Origin of the sequence: Nostoc sp. DedQUE05, assembly GCF_034530955.1 — a bacterium.
GTDB lineage: Bacteria > Cyanobacteriota > Cyanobacteriia > Cyanobacteriales > Nostocaceae > Nostoc.
Genome location: NZ_JAVRCB010000063.1, coordinates 14,221 through 37,334 on the forward strand (window position 1 = coordinate 14,221; position 23,114 = coordinate 37,334).

Annotated in this window: 17 protein-coding genes; 8 read left to right on the forward strand and 9 right to left on the reverse strand. The window is 41.5% G+C overall.

Features of this window, described 5'->3' with window-relative positions:
- The coding region (locus tag RMZ42_RS31615) for a HEAT repeat domain-containing protein (RefSeq protein WP_322675133.1) at positions 1–2,978 on the forward strand (2,978 nt) is incomplete at its 5' end.
- Between the two features lie 578 nt (positions 2,979–3,556).
- On the opposite strand, the gene RMZ42_RS31620 is transcribed toward RMZ42_RS31615, so the two are convergent.
- Both RMZ42_RS31620 and RMZ42_RS31625 read right to left on the reverse strand, forming a co-directional pair.
- On the reverse strand, positions 3,557–4,012 hold the full coding sequence (locus RMZ42_RS31620) for a cupin domain-containing protein (RefSeq protein WP_194042486.1): 456 nt from the start codon (positions 4,010–4,012) through the stop codon (positions 3,557–3,559).
- Positions 4,013–4,082: 70 nt separating this feature from the next.
- On the reverse strand, positions 4,083–4,898 hold the full coding sequence (locus RMZ42_RS31625; RefSeq protein ID WP_322675134.1) for a cysteine hydrolase family protein: 816 nt from the start codon (positions 4,896–4,898) through the stop codon (positions 4,083–4,085).
- A 264-nt stretch (positions 4,899–5,162) separates the two neighbouring features.
- On the opposite strand from RMZ42_RS31625, the gene RMZ42_RS31630 reads away from it, so the two are divergent.
- The 4 genes from RMZ42_RS31630 to RMZ42_RS31645 all read left to right on the forward strand — a co-directional run bounded on the left by RMZ42_RS31630 (position 5,163) and on the right by RMZ42_RS31645 (position 8,344).
- A complete protein-coding gene (locus RMZ42_RS31630; protein WP_322675135.1) occupies positions 5,163–6,179 on the forward strand; it encodes a hypothetical protein in 1,017 nt (338 codons plus the stop codon).
- Positions 6,176–6,496: a hypothetical protein gene (locus RMZ42_RS31635; RefSeq protein WP_322675136.1), complete on the forward strand. Its 321-nt coding sequence runs from the start codon at positions 6,176–6,178 to the stop codon at positions 6,494–6,496. The genes RMZ42_RS31630 and RMZ42_RS31635 overlap by 4 nt, the downstream gene beginning before the upstream one ends.
- 234 nt (positions 6,497–6,730) lie before the next feature.
- Positions 6,731–6,961 carry a hypothetical protein gene (locus RMZ42_RS31640; protein ID WP_322675137.1) on the forward strand — a complete coding sequence of 77 codons (231 nt, stop codon included), beginning with the start codon at positions 6,731–6,733 and terminating at the stop codon, positions 6,959–6,961.
- 525 nt (positions 6,962–7,486) lie between these two features.
- A complete protein-coding gene (locus RMZ42_RS31645) occupies positions 7,487–8,344 on the forward strand; it encodes a hypothetical protein (protein WP_322675138.1) in 858 nt (285 codons plus the stop codon).
- Positions 8,345–8,346: 2 nt separating this feature from the next.
- On the opposite strand, the gene RMZ42_RS31650 is transcribed toward RMZ42_RS31645, so the two are convergent.
- Entirely contained in the window at positions 8,347–13,818 is a 5,472-nt protein-coding gene (locus RMZ42_RS31650) for an AAA family ATPase (RefSeq protein WP_322675139.1), read from the reverse strand.
- A gap of 235 nt (positions 13,819–14,053) precedes the next feature.
- Between RMZ42_RS31650 and RMZ42_RS31655 the strand changes: the two genes are divergently transcribed.
- Positions 14,054–15,262, forward strand: a complete 1,209-nt coding sequence (locus RMZ42_RS31655) for a NupC/NupG family nucleoside CNT transporter (RefSeq protein WP_322675140.1) — start codon at positions 14,054–14,056, stop codon at positions 15,260–15,262.
- A gap of 212 nt (positions 15,263–15,474) precedes the next feature.
- Here the strand turns inward: RMZ42_RS31655 and RMZ42_RS31660 are convergent, their stop codons facing one another.
- From RMZ42_RS31660 to RMZ42_RS31675, 4 genes are all read right to left on the reverse strand, one after another.
- Positions 15,475–17,211, reverse strand: coding sequence for an ABC transporter ATP-binding protein (locus RMZ42_RS31660; protein WP_322675141.1), 1,737 nt, complete (start codon positions 17,209–17,211; stop codon positions 15,475–15,477).
- A gap of 130 nt (positions 17,212–17,341) precedes the next feature.
- Entirely contained in the window at positions 17,342–18,556 is a 1,215-nt protein-coding gene (locus RMZ42_RS31665) for a lipid-A-disaccharide synthase-related protein (RefSeq protein ID WP_322675142.1), read from the reverse strand.
- A gap of 796 nt (positions 18,557–19,352) precedes the next feature.
- Entirely contained in the window at positions 19,353–19,898 is a 546-nt protein-coding gene (locus tag RMZ42_RS31670) for an RNA 2'-phosphotransferase (RefSeq protein ID WP_322675143.1), read from the reverse strand.
- Between the two features lie 124 nt (positions 19,899–20,022).
- Positions 20,023–21,330: an amino acid permease gene (locus tag RMZ42_RS31675; protein ID WP_322675144.1), complete on the reverse strand. Its 1,308-nt coding sequence runs from the start codon at positions 21,328–21,330 to the stop codon at positions 20,023–20,025.
- Between the two features lie 288 nt (positions 21,331–21,618).
- Between RMZ42_RS31675 and RMZ42_RS31680 the strand changes: the two genes are divergently transcribed.
- Positions 21,619–21,837, forward strand: coding sequence for a toxin-antitoxin system HicB family antitoxin (locus tag RMZ42_RS31680; protein ID WP_322675145.1), 219 nt, complete (start codon positions 21,619–21,621; stop codon positions 21,835–21,837).
- Between the two features lie 75 nt (positions 21,838–21,912).
- Here RMZ42_RS31680 and RMZ42_RS31685 read toward each other — a convergent pair whose 3' ends face one another.
- Positions 21,913–22,101 (reverse strand): hypothetical protein, encoded by a 189-nt coding sequence (locus tag RMZ42_RS31685; RefSeq protein ID WP_322675146.1) that lies wholly within the window; start codon positions 22,099–22,101, stop codon positions 21,913–21,915.
- On the opposite strand from RMZ42_RS31685, the gene RMZ42_RS31690 reads away from it, so the two are divergent.
- Positions 22,089–22,361: a prevent-host-death protein gene (locus RMZ42_RS31690; protein WP_322675147.1), complete on the forward strand. Its 273-nt coding sequence runs from the start codon at positions 22,089–22,091 to the stop codon at positions 22,359–22,361. The genes RMZ42_RS31685 and RMZ42_RS31690 overlap by 13 nt on opposite strands.
- A 49-nt stretch (positions 22,362–22,410) precedes the next feature.
- Here RMZ42_RS31690 and RMZ42_RS31695 read toward each other — a convergent pair whose 3' ends face one another.
- Complete coding sequence (locus RMZ42_RS31695; protein ID WP_322675148.1) at positions 22,411–22,788, reverse strand: hypothetical protein; 378 nt, start codon at positions 22,786–22,788, stop codon at positions 22,411–22,413.
- Between the last annotated feature and the right edge of the window lie 326 nt (positions 22,789–23,114).

Sequence of the window (23,114 nt, forward strand, 5' to 3'; positions counted from 1 at the left end):
GCAACTTCGGGCAGGTGGCGGCTCAATACATCCCTGAAATCCTGAAATTCCTCAAAGATGAAAAGGTTGACTCAATTGTTCGTGGCAGTGCGGCAGAGGCATTGAGCAACTTCAAGCAGGCGGCGGCTCAATACATTCCTGAAATCGCCAACATCCTCAAAGATGAAAAGGTTGACTCAGATGTTCGTGGCAGTGCGGCAGTGGCATTGAGCAACTTCGGGCAGGCGGCGGCGAGATACATCCCTGAAATCCTGAAATTCCTCAAAGATGAAAAAATTGCCTCAAATGTTCGTGGCAGTGCGGCAGTGGCATTGAGCAACTTCGGGCAAGCGGCGGCTCAATACATTCCTGAAATCCTGAAATTCCTCAAAGATGAAAAAATTGCCTCAAATGTTCGTGGCAGTGCGGCAGTGGCATTGAGCAACTTCGGGCAAGCGGCGGCTCAATACATTCCTGAAATCCTCAAATTCCTCAAAGATGAAAAGGTTGACTTCAATGTTCGTGGCAGTGCGGCAGAGGCATTGAGCAACTTCGGGCAGGCGGCGGCGAGATACATCCCTGAAATCCTGAAATTCCTCAAAGATGAAAAAATTGCCTCAAATGTTCGTGGCAGTGCGGCAGTGGCATTGAGCAACTTCGGGCAAGCGGCGGCTCAATACATTCCTGAAATCCTCAAATTCCTCAAAGATGAAAAGGTTGACTTCAATGTTCGTGGCAGTGCGGCAGAGGCATTGAGCAACTTCGGGCAGGCGGCGGCGAGATACATCCCTGAAATCCTCAAAATCCTCAAAGATGAAAATATTGCCTCATATGTTCGTCGCAGTGCGGCAGTGGCATTGAGCAACTTCGGGCAGGTGGCGGCTCAATACATCCCTGAAATCTTCAAAATCCTCAAAGATGAAAAGGTTGCCTCAAATGTTCGTAGCAGTGCGGCAGTGGCATTGAGCAAGTTCGGGCAGGCGGCGGCTCAATACATCCCTGAAATCCTGAAATTCCTCAAAGATGAAAAGGTTGACTCAGATGTTCGTAGCAGTGCGGCAGAGGCATTGAGCAAGTTCGGGCAGGCGGCGGCTCAATACATTCCTGAAATCCTCAAAATCCTCAAAGATGAAAAGGTTGCCTCATATGTTCGTGGCAGTGCGGCAGAGGCATTAGCGAATATCAGAAAACTGGAGTTAAAGGAGGTTGTTGTAATTCTGAATAATATTTATGAGCCTGGTAATTCAGAATACTTAAATTGGCGTTTTCTAACCTATTTCCTGGGTGGTGGCACTGAGGAAGTGAAAACTTTATTGAAATGGCTCGGCTCTCCTCAAGCAACTCCTGACAAACTCTCACATGAGCAAGGCATCAAAACTCTCAACCTATTTCTGCAAACTTGGAATAACAGCCAAGGATTAGAACGCTTACGCAACGACTTAGCCAAGCAAATTTCCGAAGTTGCCGCTAACAAAAACGTTCCTTGGAAATGGCAAGATATTAATTTACTGCAAAGCCATTACAGCAACCTTAAAAAAGTCAACTCCACTGATGCGAATGCGGTGCAGTCAGTAATTAATAATCTGGAATATTGGCAGTGGTTTTTCAAAGCCAGAAACATTATCATCATTCACATTGCCTTTTGGCTTCTCCTCATCTTTGCCTATCCCAAATTTCCCCAAGTCCAAGCCATCTTCTTCTGGAACCCTTGGGTACGCCGAATCTTAGGCGTCGGCTATGTCGGCTTTCTCCTCACCTGGTTTCCACCCTTCCGCCGCAAATTATTTGAACCCTTCAAACCTTCCCTATTAGCCGATGCCGGGTTAGATAATTTTCATGATCAATCATACTTCCCAGAGTCCAGAGTCAAAGTTCCCACTTCAGGAGACATCCAGCCAATTACCGCAGCCCTACCCAGTATTCAAGGACAAATTATCTTAGAAGGAGATTCCGGCTTAGGCAAGTCGATGTTTCTCCGCCATCTGTTGAAAAATCAAGAGCGCATAGTCGTTTATCTCCCCGCCCAGAAATGTCATAAAGGCGTAATTGAAGCCATCCAAGACAAGCTACACGGCCAAGCCCAAGATGCCGGCTTCTTAAAAAACCTGATTTACAGTGGCGCGATAGATATCTGCATCGACGGACTCAACGAAGTCACCGCCGAAACACGCGCTAAAATCTGCCAGTTTGTCGAAAGCTATTTCCGGGGCAACATTATTATGACTACCCAGCCCCTAGAGTGGACACCACCCTCAACAGCCAAGATATATAAATTGCAGCCCCTTGAGCAACAACAAATTCAAGAGTTTCTGCTCTCTCGTCAGCCGCGACTACCCCAAGATGCCAAAATTCAAGGTGCTGATTACGCCAAAGCCTGCACCGATTATTTAACAGAAGTCTTCCAACAACAACAAGCCAAAGAAGAGTTAGATGCTATCCGCCGAATTCTTTCCAATCCAATGGATCTAACAGTGGTAGCGCTGATGTTATCACAAGGCAAACACCCTAACTTGTTTCACCTGCAACAACAGCAATACAATTTAATGGCGGCAGAATACCTCAAAGAATGGAATCAAGAATTTCCCTTAAAGAAATTCTCAGCCGCCGTCTACGAAATGCGACTCGCAGACAAACAAGCCTTACCCGCCGATGAATTTCACCAAGTCGCCATGTCTTTGTCAGACGAGAAATACAAAATGGTAGTCAGCCGTCAGTGGCAAGATGAAAAAGGCGAAGCCAAGAAAGAATGGTATTTCCGCCACGATAAAATCATGGATTTCTTCTTAGTGCAAAACTTTCTCGGCGAAACTGATGCCGCCGAAGGACTATTAGTTGATAGAATGGGCGATCCCCGATTTCGTGGCGTTTATTTCTTGCTAGCAACCTTACTTGAGATAGATGCAGCCAAAAAACTGCGAGAAGAATTGATTCAATACGCCGCCGATACTAAAGACAATACGGTGAGTAATACTTTCGTGCAGTTATTGCGGACTAGATAGTGCAATACGCTTGGCTTTGTGGAAATTTATCTGTTAAAGCAACGTCAGTTCGACAAGCCCTTTTTTGACCTCTCCCCCAACCCCTCTTGGACACGGAGCTACGGTGTACACACAAGTGTTGGTGCAGTGTATCTATCCCGCCTCGGAATAAATTCCAAGTCTCATAACGAAAGTCCTCTAAAAGAGGACTAAACAAGAAATTTAGTTTAGTCCTCTTTTAGAGGACTTTAGCTTATCAGCCCGGAACTTTAGTTCAGGGCGGGATATTTGCTCAGTGTGGGACTTTCACTTGAACAGAAATATTGGGTGGGTAGGATTTTTAGAGATGTGTGTACACCGTAGCCGACACCCAGAGGGGAGAAAACCCTAATTTCTCGTTGCTCCTCCCTTTCCCCGTGGGAGAGGTTCATCGAACTCACGTTAAGGCAGGCTATTCTTGAGCAGGAAAGGCAGAGGCGAGGCAAGATAGAAGCGCAATGTGAGATTTCATTTATTAATAAAGATATAGCTACGGCAAAACTTGTGTGTACACCGTAGCTTTGTAAGAGAGAGAAATAGAACAGAGGTTTCAAATATCTTTAACAAGGCATCAAAGCATCAAATCTCCCTATTACTGCCATATCTTCTTCATCTAACTCCGCCGGAATCCCACTGCGAATCAATTCCGAAAAGTCTTCATTGGGAATCATCACAGTCAACGTGTACAAGCGAGTAGAACCAGTATTTTTAATCAAATGAGTACCAGTGGGAGGGACTAATAAACTATCTCCAGCTTTGATTGTGGCACTCTTGCCGTCACATATAGCGATCGCTTCCCCTTTGAGAACAAAAAACATTTCCACCGCCCACTGATGGCGATTTGGGGGCGTTTGTCCACCAACATCAAAAATTTCTATGCAGCAAGTCAAAGAAGTATTAGCATTTGTCGAATCGAAGATAATTGCTAATCGATTAGAGGCGTCGGGACTGATGCGATATACTTGGTAATCTTTGCTAGATTTGATAACCGGAATTACACAACGAGTAGCGTACATTTATTTATCCCCTCTGAAGTTATCGATGGGTATGAAAATTCCTAAAATCTGAGTCTTGAATATTAACTCCTTACTCTTGTACAGACGCGATTAATCGCGTCTTTGATCGCTCCTCACCATTTTGCAGCGCTGTTAAAATTTCTTGCGAGTCAGTAACAAAACCGAAGCATTGTTTGACATTGTACAATGTCGCCAGCCAGCAATATTCAGGAGAAGTGGTAGCGGTGCAATCTTTAACCAACACGCAGTCATATCCTAAGAAGTTGGCATCACATAAGGTAGTCAGCACGCATTGATCGGCATTAACACCAGCAAAAAATAATGTTGTCCTTCCCAAATTCCGCAAGATACTATCTAAGGGTGTATCCCAAAATCCACTCATGCGGTATTTATCCACACGAATATCTTCGGGTATCTGTTCTAGCTCGTCTACTACTGCCGCAGCCCAACTACCTGCCATGAGTACTCTAGCACCATTGCTTGGTAGTGGATCGCCCAATCCCACACCTTCCCCTGTGGGATTATAGACGTGGCGCGAACTAGCACTAATATTGAGCAAGTCGGGACGATTACCCCAATTTATCCAAATGACTGGAACGCCAACCTCACGCAGTTCGGGAAGTAAGTTGTTCAAAGGTTCAATAGGCTGACGCGCTGGAGTTACGTCTACACCGATATGCGCTAACCAGCCATCAGGGTGACAGAAGTCGTTTTGCATATCAATGACGAGGATAGCAGTCTTTGCCAAGTCTAGACGCAGGGTTTTAGTTTCTGTTGATAAAATAATCGGTTGTGGGGTCTTTTGAGGACGAGTGATATCTGCGATCGCATTATTCACTGTCCACGCATTTGGTGCAACTCCCAACGTCCGTAATGGTAAATTCATAAAATTGCAATACCCAACACCATTTTCTATTTTGTAACTTGAAATTCAGTTGAGAATACAATTACTTAATCAAGGTTAAAATTGATCAATTGCGGCAATAATTATTTAACCGTAGTCAATGGGAGACCAAGCGCAAGTCTGAAACCGTCGCGCAAATTTAAGCACATTATCGCACGGTTATGGGGTTGTAAAATACAAGTAGACACAAGAAACACTATAAAATAATAACAAGTTGTTAAGCTTAAGACATCATGCGGAGTGAGCATGAAATTATCACTTAGTGATTTATGTGCAACATTTCAAGAATGTACACTTTGGACAAACAACATTATTAAAGATAGTCTGTCATCTCGTTTAGGCATCCTTGAAGAAAGTATCACTGATATAAACTTGGTAACAATTGCGCGAAAGCACAGCGATTTTATCCTGACTAAGAAATTCAGTCGTAGAGAAGAAGGATCACAAAGTGGTGCTGACTGGTTATGGTGCATAGGTGAACCTGGTGCTTGGTTATCCTTATTAGTTCAAGCAAAAGTTGTTAATCCAGATACTTCGACTTGTCGTTTTCTTAACTATCGTTCAGGTGAGCAACGTCGCCTGCTGCTAAATTTTGCACGTCATTACCGCTTGTTTCCTCTCTATTGTCTTTATTCCCAAATTACTGATGAACTTTATCCCCCCAGTAAATCATTACCATCTTTGTCGAATGTTGATTCTTTAGAATGGGCTTGTTCTTTAGTCATTCCTAAATTTATAAGAAAACTAGTTGAGCAGAAGCATAATAAGCAGATCGATTTACTAAAATATGGAATTCCTTGGACATATCCCTTTTATATGGCTGCGACAAATAGTGACCAAAAACTAGCTCATAGTTTAGCTGAAGCGATGAAAAAGATACGTACTGAATTTGAATCTGTTGACTCATCGGGGATGTATATTCAGTTGTTGGATAACTCCTCAAGTAAAGCCAAGAAGCAAAGTACTACGCGAATCAGATGGGAAAATCCAGAACCGTTGCTACTTGTTACACCAAATCTGCCTAGTGTTGCATTACGACTTTTAAAAGGAAAGATCAGTGCTGTGAAATCACCTGTTGCTGGGCTAAGTATTATATCCACTGTGCCTATTGATGCAGTGCTACAAACATATAAAGCCCTGCCCACTTCAGATAGAGAGAGCTTTCACCCAAGCAAAATTGTTAGAGATGATAGCCAAGTTCAGCTCAAGATAACCCAAGAAGTGCTATCGAATGTTCGGGAAGAGCTTACGAGGATATTTTGAGAAGGCTTTCTATTGAAATTGGAACTATTGACGTAAAAAAAATTGGAGCAAAGTCTGGCATTTCAGAATTAGCCAACGGTGTTTTGTATGCTTACAGGGATGATTTGGGAACTGCTTATAGTTTCATTAACACTAAACAACGTGATATCTCACAAGCAATCGGATCTATTCGTAATATGGCAGGCCATAGCATGGAAGCCAAATCTATGGAGCGATGGGAACTAAGTTCAACCGCAGCTATTGGCAAAATACTGACAACTATCTCATCAATAAGAAGTCTTTTCCACTACATTAAGTACAGCAAGTACTTATTCTAGTCAGGTATCGTGACTATTATTAAGTAGTGGCACAAGCTAACATTGCATTTGTTGAACATTTTAAAATAATTGGGTATTTGAGCGATGTCTACGACGGGCTACGGCTACGCACCACACTTGCTCATTGCGTTTGGATTAGAGTCAATGATGTCGTTAGGCATGAGAGCTTGATGAATAGAGAGAGGCGATCGGTGTTAGCTTTAAGAGCAAAGTGTTGTACGAGAGCAATTCACCATGTCGTCAGCAGCAATTACCACCGTAATCAAAATGATGGAATCTTTACCCATTGAGGTGCAAGATCGGATTGCAGAGCATCTGCGAGAGTACATTCATGATCTGCAAGATGAAATCAGATGGAATGAATCGTTTCAGAGAACACAATCAAAACTTATTACTGCTGCTAAACAAGCCAAACAAGAAATTGCAGAGGGACAAGCTACTGCAATGAACTACGACCAGCTATGAAGTCAGCAGTACTTCCTTCCTTTTGGTCTGAGTATCGACAGTTGAGCAGCGAAATTAGGCAAAGTGCCAGGAAAGCATATAAGCTGTGGGCAGAAAATCCATTTCACCCGTCTTTACATTTCAAGTGCATCAACAATCAGGAAGGGATTTGGTCAGTGAGGGTAACGCGAGGCTGTCGAGCACTTGGAGTTTTGGAACAAGACACAGTGACATGGTTTTGGATCGGTAGCCATGACAATTATGAGCGTTTTTTTGGGTGAGTCTGTCAGCAACCCGACACGTGACAGCGATCGCTTAGAGATTATATAGCAGTTCTCAGTTGAGTGCAGTACAGACCTAACCCCCAACCCCTTCCCTACTAGCGTTGGGGAGTAAGATTCAAAGCCTCTCTCCTTTTAGGAGAGAGGAATGGAAGTGAGGTCAAAAATGTACTGCACCTAAGCGAAAACCGCTATATCCTGGGTGTTCGATCTTATCTATCACCAGTTATCTTGGTCGTTATGTCGTTGTATTTATCTTTATATAGTGAGTAAATTTCAGGATTGGTTCTGGGAAATCCAAGAGTGCAGACAAGGCCCTCACTACTACTTCAGTGCCACTTTTGCTTTGTCTGATGCTGAACGCCTTGCGGCTTTGGTGCGCCAGCATCCACTGTCTGGCTTTAAACATTGCCACTTTGTTGGCAAATTAATCAATGCGCCATGTGGAAACTCCAATACTCCAGGTTCTTACGATTTGTATGTTGACCAGAGCAACTATGCTGAAGTAGTATCGGGTATACAAAGAGATGAACCTATAGTTACTGTTGCACACTATGTCTGGCAAATTATTGGTGTTTGCGATCGCAATTTTGGCATTGAGTCTGGTTATGGTGGGATAACTGGCACAGATAACCAAACTGACACCTCGCTGATTGTAGCGCTGGCGCAGTCACCAGAACTCACCTTAGTTGATTGGAGAGTCGTTTCTGGGGGAGACGGTTACGCATTGGTGTTTTTTAGAACTGGCACATCAGCCGCAGAATTGCTTGCTTACTTGCAGATGCAGCCGGAAAAGCCTGACTTTACGCAAATAGAAAAAGAGTTACGTTTAGCTTTATCAGATCCAGCATTGTCTAAAATTTATCGTTTGGGCGAGTGTAAAATCAATGGTTGGCAGCTGGAAGCGATCGTTTTGCATAATATTGAAAAAACCACAAGCAGATATGGTGGCGAAGGATGGGACATGACACCACACACCAGTGAGCTTTCTAAAGTCGCCCAAACTGTTAGCGATAAGTGCAAGGTTCCGGGTTGTGCAGGGGGTGCTACACACGCACCAAATGACTTCTATACACTCATTGGCAGCCATCTTAGCTTTGGCTACCCGCGCCAAGAGGCGTAATTTTAAATCGGAATTTGAATCACAAATTCTGTACCCTCTCCCTGTACAGAATTAACCTCCAAAGTGCCGCCGTGTTTTTCGACAATAATTTGTCGGGCGATCGCTAATCCTAATCCTGTACCTTTACCGACAGATTTAGTTGTAAATAAATGGTCAAAAATCTTTTGTTTAACTTCATCAGACATTCCCATCCCATTATCTTGAATGTAAATTAAAACTCGCTCTTTGTCTTCACTCAAACAAGTTTTAATCTCAATTTTATTATTAATGTCGTGAAAATTATGTCCAATATTGGACTCCTCTAAAGCATCAATGGCATTTGCCAATAAATTCATAAATACTTGATTAAGTTGTCCAGGAAAACATTTTACTAAAGATATATCCCCGTATTTTTTCACTACTTTAATATCTGGATGTAGTTCCGATGCTTTTAAGCGATGCTTCAAAATCAAAATTGCACTGTCGATCCCATCGTGAATATTAAAAGCAACTTTGTTTTCTGTATCTGCTCTGGAAAAGGTTCGCAAACTATTGCTAATACTCCGAATTCGATCGATACCTAATTTCATCGAAGAAATCATTTTTGGCAAATCTTCTCGGATATATTCTAAATCAATTTCGGCAATTTTTTCTTCAATTTCTACACCCGGATTTGGAAACTTTTCTTGATAAAGCTCAATCAGGTGAAACAAATCTTCAACCAAATCAACAGCAGGTTGAATATTACCTGCAATAAAGCCTACAGGATTGTTGATTTCGTGGGCTACGCCTGCAACTAAATTACCTAATGCTGACATTTTCTCGTTTTGCACCAGTTGTAGTTGCATTTGTTTTAAATCTGTAAGTGAGTGTTCTAATTGTTGGGCATTCTCTTGCGATCGCTGATAAAAAGAAGCATTTTCTAAAGATATGGCAGCTTGCGAACACAATAAGTTGATTACTTGGAGTCTATCATGGGTAAATACTCCAGCAATGAGATTATTTTCTAAGTAAAGGATGCCGATTAACTTCCCTTGATGGAGAATTGGAGTACACAGTAAACTCTTGGGTTGTTGTCTGATAATGTAGGAGTCGGAGGTGAAGGAATTGTTCGCAGTTGCATCATCAATTACCAATGTTTCTAAGGTGCGTTTGACATAGTTAATTGGAGTTAGAGGGATATCTTGGCTAAACTCAATGGGAATAGATTGCAGAATAGTTGGCACTTGCTGAGATGTTGCGATTGCTTCAATCACCCAAATATTATCTTTAAGTAAAATTAAAGCAGATTTTTTGGCTCCAGTATTCTCCATCATCACTTGCATTAATGTAGAGAGCAACTTCTCTAAATGAATTTCGCTAGATAGTGCTTGAGAGGCTTTGAGAACACTTGCTAAATCTAAAGCTTCGGAAATGCTGGCACTGCTGGATGAAATTGTCGTATCAGCAGCCAAAGTAGACAGGGACATATTATAAAAACTGGATGCTGGTTCCGTAGGATTGAAACGAATTTTTTCCCATTGGAGAATCTGGGCGAGTAATTGAGGATAACGTTTTTCTAAATCATAGACTTTAGCTTTAGCGCCCCAACGAACATAGCAGTAGTAAGCATTTGTCAAATAGCTTTGGGCAATTTGCTCTTTACCCCATGTTAAATAAAATTTGGCAGCGAGTTCGTTAGCCAGAGCTTCTTCTTGGATATATTCATTTTCTTTGGCTCCTTGAATGGCGCGATCGTACATTTCCATTGCTTGAATATATTCGCCAAGAATACGATAGCGTTCAGCCTCCACTAAATGAAACTTATGTAAATGATTCATCGGCGCATGATGCGCCCAGTTCTGCATTTTTTCCTGATTGGCTGTAACCCTTTTGAGAATGAATACTTGCCGATCTTCAGAAGCATCATAATATACGGCTAATTGGCTCAGAGAATCATAGAAATGAAATAGAGCAAAAATAATACTTCCCAGAAGACTTTCTAAATAATTCTGTACTAAGTCAGCATTTTCAATAGCATGAGTATACTCAGCAAATAAATAACAGAGAACCAATTTATTAAAATGCAACGAACAAATCATAGTTTGATCGTTGCCTTGGATATGAAGCGGCAACATGATTTCTTCATTGTAAGCATCACCAATTAAGCGGCAATGGGTTTGATTTTTTGAGAGTAAGTTAAGCACTACTTGCCGATAAAGTTCATTTTTATGTAAGGATGGTTCTTGACGAATTTGTGCCAGTCCTTGACTATAAGTTCCTATTTCCTGTGCTAGAGAAGATAATTCTTTACCAGCAAAATATGAACTCAAAGAATAATTACATGCACAGTAACCTGCAAATTCTAAATCTCCTGTTTCTACTCCGCTATAATAAGCTGATTGTATAGGAAGTAAAAGTTCATTAAGATGCTTCTTCCAATGATTCAAACAGCCATAAACAATCATATATGTTTTAGCTATGAATTCTTTAGCATTTAATTTATCTAATAGTTTTAGACTTAGTTGACCGAATTGATAACCTGAATCAATATCTCCTACAATCCCGCCAAGAATCAGCCCATAAGATGAATATCCATAAAGCGAATTAGCAGTATTTCCATAATTGAGGGATAAATTAACCTGTTTAAATAATATTAAGGGATAGAGTTCTGGGATAACTAGATAAGCGGCAGCAGCAATATTTGTCAAAATATTCATGGCTGCTAACTTATCTGGCTCAGTCATTACTTGTAACTCTAGTAACCCTTCAATAGATTTACCATCTAAAGCTAATTGTGTCTCCTGTAGTCCGCGGTTAATATCTTCTGGTGTTGGCTGTTCGGGCAGTTCTATTCCCAATATTTTGAGAACATGGAGTCCCGTTTTTATAGCTTCCCCCATTCTGTTTTGTGCTACCTGAGATAAAATTCTGACTTCGTAGGCTTTGACTCGATCTATCAGTGTTTTGCCATATTGTAATATTACTTGTATACATTGTTCCGTCTGTTCAAAATCACCGTTAAGATGGGCGACTTCGGCAGAGATTGAGTACAGTTTTAAAGCCAAGTCATACTGATGTTGCCAACAATCTTCTGTGAGTAACTTAATTCCAAAATTTGTGTATTCTACAGCGGCTTCATAAGCAGTCGAAATTTTGGCTTTATGACTTGCAGTTAGATTTAATTTTGCCAGTTCTTCTCGTTCCTCTGCTTGAGTAATTAATTCAACTCCTAAGTTGAACTGATTGACTAATTTAAACAAATGTTCTTCGCGTTCTTCAAGCGAGATATTCCTCAACATTAATCGCCCAATTTTGAGGTGTACTGTCTGCTTTTGATTTTCAGGAATTAGAGAATAAGCAGCTTGTTGAACGCGATCGTGCAAAAATTTGTAGGAGCAGGAAGTAGAATTGAGCATTGAGGAATCAGAAGTAATTATAGATTCTTCTAATTCCTGTTGATAAAACTTGTAAACTTCTGTGGTGGGTATGATTAAACCTTCTTGCAAAGCTTTCCATAAGTCTATTGCTGTATCTGATAGAGATTTTTCATAGACAATTGCGAGAGTTGCTAGGTCAAACTGATTATCAATAGAAGCTGCAAGCTGCAAAACTTTTTGAGTTGCTTCTGGTAACTTCTGTAACTGAAGCACCATAAACTCTACCACATCCTCAGTAAATGCTAATGCTCTAACCTGAGCAAGATCGCACTGCCAATGACCAATATCAAAGTTATAGTTAATTAACTTCTCTTCGTGTAGAAACTTAAGAAACTGATTAGTAAATAAGGGATTGCCTTGAGTTTTTTGATATACTAAGTCTGTGAAAGGTAGAGCAACCTCTAAGTTAGATTTTAGAGTATCAGTAATTATATGATTTAAATCTGTATGATTGAGAGAAGCTAAAGTAATAGTATTAAAATTTGCCCCATTTTTACGAATTTTTGCTAAGGTTAACATCAAAGGATGTGCTGGATATACTTCATTGTCTCGATAAGCACCAATAACTAACATATAGTGAATTTCGCTTTCACTAATTAGTAATTGCATAAACTTTAGAGATGCTGAATCTGCCCATTGTAAATCATCCAAAAATATTACTAATGGATGTTCTTTGGTTGTGAAAATCTGAAGAAATTTTTGAAACAGTAAATTGAAGCGATTTTGTCCAGCAATCCCTGAAAGTTCGGGTACTGGCGGTTGTTGTCCAATAATTTTTTCTAGTTCGGGAATAACTTCAATAATTACTTGAGCATTTTCACCCAAAGCTGTCATAATTTTGGCTTTCCATTGTTCGAGTTGGGCATCGGTTTCACTCAGTAATTGCCCCATCAAATCTCGAAATGCTTGGACGAAAGCTTTTAAAGGAATATTGCGTTGAAATTGATCGTATTTTCCTTTGATAAAATAACCCCGTTGTCGCACAATGGGTTTATGAACTTCGTTAACAACGGCAGTCTTTCCAATACCAGAGAAACCTGCTACTAAAATCATTTCTACCCCCCTTAGTCCCCCCTTAGCAAGCAGGGATTCAGGGGGGTTAGCGACTCTATCAAATGCTGCGAGTAAGCTTTCTACCTCTGCTTGCCGACCATAGAGTTTTTCTGGGATGATAAAGCGATCGCAAATATCTCGCACTCCTAACTCAAAGACATCAATCCTGCCAGTTTCTCGCCACTGATGCCAGCAAATTTCTAAGTCATACTTCAACCCCAATGCACTCTGATACCTATCTTCGGCGTTTTTTGCCATCAGTTTGCCAATGATTTCAGACAGAATTGGCGGAATTTCAGGATTGAGATTATGTACCTGTGGAGGAAGCTTTGCCAAATGACAATACACCAACTCCATCGGTTCATCAGATTTGAAAGGTAACTCTCCGGTGAGGAGTTCAAAAAAGGTGACACCCAAGGAATAAAAGTCACTGCGATAGTCAATTCCCCGGTTCATTCGTCCAGTTTGTTCGGGAGAAAGGTATGCTAACGTCCCTTCTAAAATATTTGGATTAGTCAGAGTTTGCGTTTCTCTAGAAAGTAAAGAGGCAATACTAAAATCGATCAGTCTTATGTCTTTTGTGGTGGGGTTAATCAAAATATTAGCGGGTTTGATGTCTTTGTGAATCACTCGGTTGTGATAAAGTCCATCAAGAATTGAGACAATTTGCAAAGCAATGTGAAAAAATGTCTGCAATCCATCAGTAGTTCTCCCCATCCCTCCATCTCCCCACGTCGCCATCTCTTCTTGGAGAGAAATCCCGCCCAAGTCTTCCATAACTAAGGCGTAGCTGTTTTGATAGTTCTCCAAGCTATAGGTTTTGATAATCCCATCAATATCTAGATTTTTCGCAATGGTGTACTGATTGCGAAACCGCACAAGTTCATAAAATGTCGGATACTCACGTCGCAACAGTTTAATTACTACTGGCTTTCGATCTGATTCTCTAATGCCGCGATGCACTAGGGTTTTAGACCCCGAATAAATTAGTTCATTTATTTGATAACCGGTCAGTGCCACCATAATTCTCTTTATCCTTCCAAGGTGAATTTTTTCTTGTTTACATTGGTTGTTCCTATTAATACAAATGTGCTTAAGGTTTGGGAAGGCAATTTTGTAACAAGATATGAATGTGCAATCGCTAAATTCTTATTTACAGCATCAAAACTCTAGTAATTGACTATAAAACCCCAAAAAAAGGCAGATTTTGTGTATGCTCTGTGACTAAGTGCCTTAAGAATACCTTCCGGGAGTAAACATGGAACGCGCTATCTCTGCGTTGGGAATTTTAGTTTTTCTCTGTATATCCTACGCCTTCTCTGTTAATCGTCGGGCAGTGCGTTGGCGCATAGTCGTATGGGGTTTGGGATTGGAATTTTTGTTTGCACTTGTGATTCTGAAAACTCCTTGGGGTTTAAATGTGTTTAAATCTCTGGGAGATATTGTCGGTCAATTTTTAGCATTTTCTGATGTTGGGGCAAAATTTGTCTTTGGAGAAAATTTTAAAGATCATTTCTTTGCTTTCCAAGTGCTGCCGACAATTATCTTTTTCTCTGCCTTCATTAGCGTCTTGTATTACTACGGTATTTTACAACGAGTCGTAAATGTGATGGCCTGGGTAATGATGAAAACAATGAAAACATCGGGTTCTGAATCTTTATCCTGTGCGGGTAACATCTTTTTGGGGCCAACAGAGGCGGCGCTGATGGTCAAACCTTATATCGCGAATATGACGCAATCGGAACTCCATGCCGTGATGACGGGTGGTTTTGCCACAATTGCGGCGGGAGTACTAGGAGCATATCTTTCCTTTGGCATCCCAGCAGAACATCTGATTGCTGCTTTCTTTATGACTGCTCCCACATCCTTGGTGGTATCAAAATTACTTTACCCAGAAACAGAAATATCAGAGACAGCTGGCAAAGCAAAAGCATATATAGAAACCAATTATGTAAATGTAATTGATGCTGCTACCACCGGAGCAATTGACGGCGTGAAGCTAGCAGTTAACGTTGGGGTGATGATTATCGCCTTTTTGGGATTATTAGCTGCCCTGAATGCCCTTTTGGGATGGTTGGGGGCATTTGTGGGCTTACAACAACTCTCATTACAGTGGATTTTGTCTTTTCTTATGGCTCCCGTGGCGTGGCTAATGGGCGTACCTTGGGCTGATTGTCGGCAAGTTGGGGCTTTATTGGGTACAAAAACAATCCTCAATGAGTTTATTGCTTTTTTGGATTTGAAGGCACTAATTGAAAATGGAAAAATCTCTCAACGGGCAGTAATTATTACAACTTACGCATTATGTAACTTTGCAAATATCGGTTCAATTGGCATTACCATTGGCGGCATTGCGGGGATAGCACCCAATCGCCAGCATGACTTAGCTCGTATGGGTGTAAGGTCGATGATTGGCGGATTGTTAGCGGGTTTTATCACCGCTTGTATTGCTGGGGTGTTGATTTGAAAAAGTTAGAGAGACGCGATAAATCGCCGTCTCTACTCTTAATTTATCCATCAATTATTTATCGTAAATTCAAGGGTTCAAGACCCCGACCATTACACGTAGTATCAATTGAGTTGGGGTTTAAATCCCCGACTCCAACTGTCTTTAATTTTGAAGTAATGAGTAATAAGTAATGGGTATTACTCATAACTCATAACTCATTTATTGACATACTACTCATCTGTAGAGTATAACTGTTGGGCGTAAAAACGGGCATACCGTCCTTCCTGAGACAGGAGGGAGGCGTGGGTACCAGCTTCAACCACCTGTCCTTGTTCGATTACGAGAATGCAGTCAGCCCGACGAACGCTGCTCAAGCGATGGGCGATAATAAACACGGTACGATTTTGCATAACTCGTTCTAGTGCTTCTTGAACTAGTGCTTCTGATTCAGAATCGAGGGCAGAGGTGGCCTCATCCAGGATGAGAATTCGGGGATCGTTGGCAACTGCTCTAGCGATCGCTAATCTTTGGCGTTGTCCTCCCGATAGGTTAACTCCACGTTCGCCTAACCAGGTATGATAACCCTGAGAAAACTGGGTGATAAAGGAGTGGGCGTTGGCAATCTCTGCCGCTGACTGAATCGCTGCTAAATCTAATTTTTCCTGACCGTAACCGATATTTTCTGCGATCGTCCCGGAAAAAAGGGTAATATCTTGGGGAACAATGCCAATTTGATGGCGCAAACTGGTGAGTGTGACATCACGGATATCAATATCATCAACCAGAATTTGACCCCTTTGAGGGTCATAAAAGCGAAGTAAAAGGTTAATTAATGTCGATTTGCCTGCTCCAGAAGAACCAACTAAGGCAATGACATCACCAGGAGAAGCGCCTAAGCAAAGATCCTTAAGAACTGGCTGGTCGGGATTGTAGGCGAAATCAACATGACGATACTCAACCTTGCCGATAACTCGTGGCATTTCCTGAGCATTCGGTTTTTCGCTGATACTAGGTTCCTTCGCCATCAGTTCAAAGATGCGTTCCACAGAAGCTTCGGTCTGTTTGTATTCGTTGTAATTGCTAATCAACAAGTCGATTGGCTGAATCAGTAAAGCCACAGCAGCTAAGAAACTGATAAACCCTTGAGCAGTCAGCTGATTCTGAGAAATCTGCCATCCTCCCAATAAAAACAGCAGCATAATACTAACTGCTTCCAAAAAACCGACAACGGGAAACTGAATAGATTTGAGTTGTAGAGCGCGATACTTAGCTTGACGATTGATTTCTGCTTCTTTATTGAATCGCTTCACTTCATATTCTTGGGCTGCAAAAGCTTGAACGACGCGAATCCCGCTAAATACCTCAGTTAGCATCGCCGACAAATTGGAAACTTGATTTTGGCTCTGGCGAGATAGCACGAGTAATCGCTGACCAAATTGCCCGATCAACCAAGCCATTAAAGGAGCCAAAATCAAACCCGCAAGAGTGAGGGGCCAATTCAGGTAGAGCATGTAAATGGGAATTGCAATTAACTGCAACAAATTGGAAAGAAACTGATGAGATAACTTGTCTACAATCTCGCCGACGCGATCTATATCTTCAGTCAGGCGATAAGTTAAGTCTCCCGTCTGTGTGGTTTCAAAGTAATCTAATCCAAGTTTGTGCAGGTGGGCATAAACCCGCTTACGCAAATTTAAAACCATGTTCAGGGCAGCAGCGATCATAAAGACATTCTGCCCGTATTGACAAAGCCCTCGAATCAAAAATACTAAAGTGGCTAGTCCGAGCCAGTAGGCAATCTGGTTAACATTTCCCTGGCCGAGATAAAAAGCGACCTGACCTGCTAAATAGGGCACTGCTAAGGTGAATAACACAAATCCTAAGATACAAGCCAATCCCCGGATTAACAGCGGCCATTGGGGCCAAAGATAAGGCAACAGTTGCCAGTAACTAGAGCGGACTTTCATAAGTAAGTAAGAATTCAGGAGTTAGGAGTTAGGAGTCAGGAGTTAGGAGTTAGGAGTTAGGCGCATTAAGGCGTTAGCCTACCACACCATGTTACCCAACCGTGCTGACTCTTAAATTCTGACGCAATTTTTACTCAGTTTCTCCTAGAGAGTTTAGTATAAAGCGGGCAATTCTCTCAGATGCGCCGGGTGGGCCAAATCGCTCAGGGCCATTTTCTTTGCACTTAGCGAGGTAGTCTGAATCTTCTAAAGTTTCAACGACTCGTTTCGCTGCTTGCTTGAGAATTTCAGGGGTTGCTGGTTTAGTGCCGATGGTTTGGGCAGAAATACCCAACAGCCGCGTTTGCGCTTCTGCAAATTGATAGGTAAATTGAGGGCCTTCTCCGGGAATCTGGATAATCGGTTTGCCGATCGCTACAGCTAAATCCACTGCCAACCCTGCCATCCCAATAACGAGGTCAGAGTAATATACGATATCACTGAAGGCATCTGAGTAACATCTCACTTCTACAAGCGGTGATTCCTCAGCAGAACTTCCTGGAGGAGAATAGGTGAGGATGCCTTGATTCAGTTGCCAACCTTGACTTTGAGCAATGTCGTCTAATTGCGCCATCAAATTTGGTACTAAGGCGGCGCGAAACTGGAATCCTGAAGGCATTACCTTGGCGATTTCTATCACCAGTTGCAACTGCAAACTGAAATTTCGCGCGGCTTCCGGCATCCGCGATCCTGGTAAAAGTGCGATCGCCGGAACGTCCGGTTTCAGGTACAAGTCTTTGCCAGTGGGGACGAGGCGATCTAAAGCCGGAATCCCACCAAACTGAGCCTTAGCTATACCTTGCCGTTGGAGATCGAAAGCCGTATAGGAATCTCTGGTAAAAACTGTCAGACATCGAGAAGAATTAAGGTCGTGCCACAGCAGTGGATTGATACGCAATCGCCCTTCATAGAGGGCAGAAAGACAAGAGATAAACGAAACGAAAGGACGCTTTGTTAAGTAAGCAAATGTTTGGGAGATAAAATCCCCAGTAGACATAATTAAATCGCAGTTGGGAGCATACTGCAACACCGCTTGTAATTGTCGCCACGTTAACCCAATCAATCCCGATTGAAAATCTTTCAGCAAATAGAGGCGCTTCATGTAAAAGAATCCGCCAGAGGGCATTGTTTGTGTGGGCCCAATAATAGGAATGTCCAAGCTGCGGTAAGCTTTTCCTTCCCCCACAATCGGCATTGCCGCCATCTTAAGGGAAGGATTTAATTGGCGTAGAGTCTGAATAACATGAGAGGTGTGGTTGTCCTCTCCGTGGCCGTTACTGATAAACAAAATTTGCTTAGAAGACATCTTGGAGTTTGGATAGGTCTAAAATGCTTATGTTGTGAGATTTTTAACCTACATTGGGTGAGTAGGCTAAAAGATTGATAGTATTTTTACTATTGAGAGTTTGTAATTTTATAGACAAATCTACAAAGTTACTTTTTTAGGTGTCAACCGGAATGGAATTACTGCTAATCCCTGTTTTTGCAAAAGCTAATCTATCAGAGAATACAGTATTGGGAGTACAAGCGCTATGGGTACATCGATCTGAGTTCATAAATTGAACGAGCTATTTTAAGTATCGATCGCAATCAGACAAGGCAACAGAAGAAATGATTTGTTAAAAATCTATCCCCTTGTCACCAAATTCTCTTATCCTTTTCAATGACGACAAAGTTATAAAAAAGTTGTATTGCAATCATCATCTGACCCCTTGAGTGTTCGACATAGAATCAATTTCATCTACTGTCGAGCTATTTTTTGCTGGCTTTAGTCACTGAGCAAATATCCCGCCCAGAACTAAAGTTCCGGGCTGATAAGCTAAAGATCCTCTAAAAGAGGACTAAACAAGAAATTTAGTTTAGTCCTCTAAAAGAAGCCTTTGGTTATGAGACTCGGAATTTATTCCGAGGCGGGATAGATACACTGCACCAACACTTGTGTGTACACCGTAGCTCTTGGTAGGAGAGGGGCTGGGGGAGAGGTCAAAATAGCACTCGTTGAACTCCTAAGAAATAAGGCAGGAGGCAGAAGGAAAGAGGATTTGACTTGTTTCTTTCGCCCTTCCCGCAGATGCGCCTCCGTTGGAGACTCACGTTAAAATTCAAATTTTTTGTAGATATTCAGGTGGCACATTATCGACTAACCAAACACCATTAGCAGAACAATAGAAGATGTAACCTGCCTGATGCATTGCCGCAGTATTTACAGCAAAAACCACTGGTTTTCCATGCCTTGCACCAACAGTTTCTGCTGTTTTTATATCCTTTGACAAATGGACATGATGCCGCGACATTTTGCAAAGTCCTGTTTGCAGAATTGACTCTACAGATTTGTGTCCTGTGCCGTGATAAAGCTCATCTGGAGGAACAACAGCTTCTAATTGTAAATCGACTTTTACACTATGTCCTTGGTTCGCACGAATCAAATTACCTGTAGAATCAAAAGAAAAGCGTTGCTTCTCGTTGAATTCAACTACCATTTGTAATTCCTGGCGGGTAATCGGAAACTTGTTTTTAGCACAAGCAGTAAGTAAGTCATCAACAGCAACCCAACCGCCAGGAGCAAGTTTAATGCCAATAGCATCCGGTGTATGTCGCAGATATTTGCTGAGATATTTGCTGATTTTGACGAGTCGAGAATCATTCATTTGATTAAGTAGTCATTGGTCATTGGTCATTGGTCATTTGACTCTCATGTTGCAGTTTGATTGTGGTTAATATATTTATACTACAATTATATTTTTTTGTAGCACATAATTTTTATTGATGGTTTTATTTGGTGTAAATTGACAGAATTTGTCTTCCAATCATGGCTAATGCCACTCCAACGATCGCAATGAGTGTTACCTTGCCGCCAGGAACGAGTGGTTGATTTGTGCTATCTGAGTTTTCACGTTGCTTCCAACTCATTAACGCCGGAATAATTCCACCTAGAACTGAAATACTAAATGTTCCAGTGTAATCTAGGGCAGTAAAAAAGATGCTGGGGTTAAGCGTTCCGAGAGTCATCGGCGGGAAAAGAACCAGCGAATATAGCGGTAAGCGGCTAGAAAGTTGCCACTGTGCAGGTAGGAAAATATCTTTGAACAAATCCAGCAACCCGTACACAAATCCAATAAATGAGGTGACGATCGCAAACTCTGAAAAAATGGATACTAGCACTCCTAACCATTGTCCCGCACTACCTCCTCGGAGAATTTGTAGGGGATCGAAAACACTTGTACCGCCAGATATGCTATGTAGCATATCGGGACTGACGCTTCCTAAAATTACGGCATTCCACGCCAAGAACATAATTAGAGGAATTACAGAACCAATAAAGATGGATTGACGAATTTTGCAGGCATCTCCTTCGAGTTGCGTCACAACCAATGGCACAACGTTTTGGAAAAACAGCGCCACAGACATCACTGAAATCGCACTGCCCAGGGCACTCCAGTTCTGAAATAATAGTTGGGCACTCTGAATATGCCTTCCTCCCAGAAATAATAGTCCTAAGAAGGAAACAATGACAATTCCGACAAAGGCGCTGTTTAATTTCTCAATAAACTTTTCTCGCCCAAGATACATAATGCCACCAAACAAGAGCGTGAAAGCCATTGTGCCCATCCACATCGGCAATATCTGCATACCCCAAACTTTTGCCGCCGCCGTTCCTAAAATCTCTCCGCCTTCGGTGATGTATGCCACCAAGAGAGCATAGTGCATGAATAAATATGCACCGCCAGCAATTCGCGCTCCCACCTTACCAAGGATTTTCTCAACAATTCCTAAAAAACCTATACTTGAAAGCCCTTCTGTTCGCATCGTGTTTAAGGTAACTTCTGCAACCAATAACCCCGAAACTAAAGCGTAGAGCCAAACAGCAATCAGTCCAGATGTGGATGGTACAATCCCAGATGGCAGGGTAACGGCTGGTAGAGCCAGAATCCCAGCCCCAACAGTGGTTCCTGCAATCAATGCAGTATTTCCTAATACACTACCCGGTTGATGATTGAGTTTTTTTCCATCAAATTCCAGATGAGAAAACAACCGAGTAACTTGCTCTGAATTTTTTAGAACGGTCTTTATGGGAACCATAGTGAATATCCGTACCTAAACCAAACAATATTAACATATGTAAATATTATTCGTAAAAGCCCTGATTTTCTTGGTTTATCAAGCAGAGTTTTTTGCTAAATAAGCGATCGCCATTTCATTATCAACACAATTTTTGGATTGTAAATGTCATTTGTAGCACTTTATTAATGAAATAAACCACGCAGGAAAAAACATTTTCCCTGTATACAGATGTATTTTAAATAAACGAAACTATTTCCTAACTTATCAATATTAAAACCTGAAGACATTATTAGGAATTAAACGAAAATGGCAATTTTAACTATTCGTTTACCAGACGATAAGCATAATAGATTGAAGCAACTAGCTCAAGCCAAAGGCATCAGTGTTAATAAGTTGATTGAAGAACTTTCAACTATAGCTCTAGCAGAATTCGATGCCCATACAAGATTTAAAGCAATGGCTGCAATTGGCAACTCAGAAGAAGGATTAAGACTACTGGCTAAACTTGATACTCTGACAGAATAAAGCTGATAGCGCGATGATGTGAGCAATAACTGGAGGCGATCACTCGTATCAATCCCATATCAAGGGTACGATCGCCTACATCAATCCCATCATCAAAAGTGCGTAGGTGTAGCCCGTCGTAGACATCGCTAATTTGGCAGCGAAGTGTGCGTAGAAGCTTTGCTTCTTGTCACCAGACATCGCTTGAGAAAATAAGCTAACTTGAGAACAGCCCTTATATGCAATACTTCCAAAACTTGGAGGTTTTTCCAATGAAATGGACACTTGAAGAAGCCAAAGCACAGCTACCTTCCATAATTAATGCTACAAGTCTTGAACCTCAGCTAATTTATACTCAAGAGGAATTAGTGGCTGCAATTGTAGACCCTGAGCTTTTTAAAGAATTTTTAAACTGGCGGCAAAAAACTGCTAAAACATCTCTAGCTCAAGTCTTTAAAGAACTTCAGCAGTTATGTAGCGAAGAAAACTATAGCTTAGAGATACCACCACGAAGCGATCGCGACAATCCTTTTACGGAAGAATAGGATGAGCCATCTTTGTGACACGAATATAATCAGTGAATTGAGAGGTTTTTTAAGAACTCAAGGTAAACCGCGCTCGCAAGCTGATATATTTATTGCGGCAACAGCTAAAATACATTCTTTGACACTTATTACTAGAAATATTAAGGATTTTGAGAGTTGTGGTATATCCACGTTGAATCCATTTAGTTAAATCTTTTTCCAATTTGACACATTTGCTAAGAATGCGTAGGTGTAGCCCGTCGTAGACATCGCTTATTTGAAACAGTTCCTCGGTGAAACTAACACCCTTTTGCAATCCAATACTAAAGTAGCAGATGCGTAGGCGAAGCTCATCGTTCGCGTAGCGTTTCGTAGAAAAGATATCGCACTGCCAACTGCGCTCAATTTTTCCATTCCCGCGAGGGGTAATAAATTGAAAACTTCTCATAAGGCGATTTGCGTTCTCAAACTGGGCTTTGAGTACTCATTTGAGTATATTTAGTACGCAAAAGTTAATATTTAGTTCTCAAATTGGGCTTTGAGTACTCAATTGAGTATATTTAGTACTCAAAAGCTAATATTTAGTTCTTAAACTGGGGTTTGAGTACTCAATTAAGTATATTTAGTACTCAAAAGCTAATATTGAGTTCTCAAACTGGGGTTTGAGTACTTTTTTGCGTAATTTACTGATTTATTAGCAATTTACAGTGTAATAAAAGTGGCGTTGCATAATAGAGGGATGAATTGAGGTCATCTACTGTGCAATGTCCATAC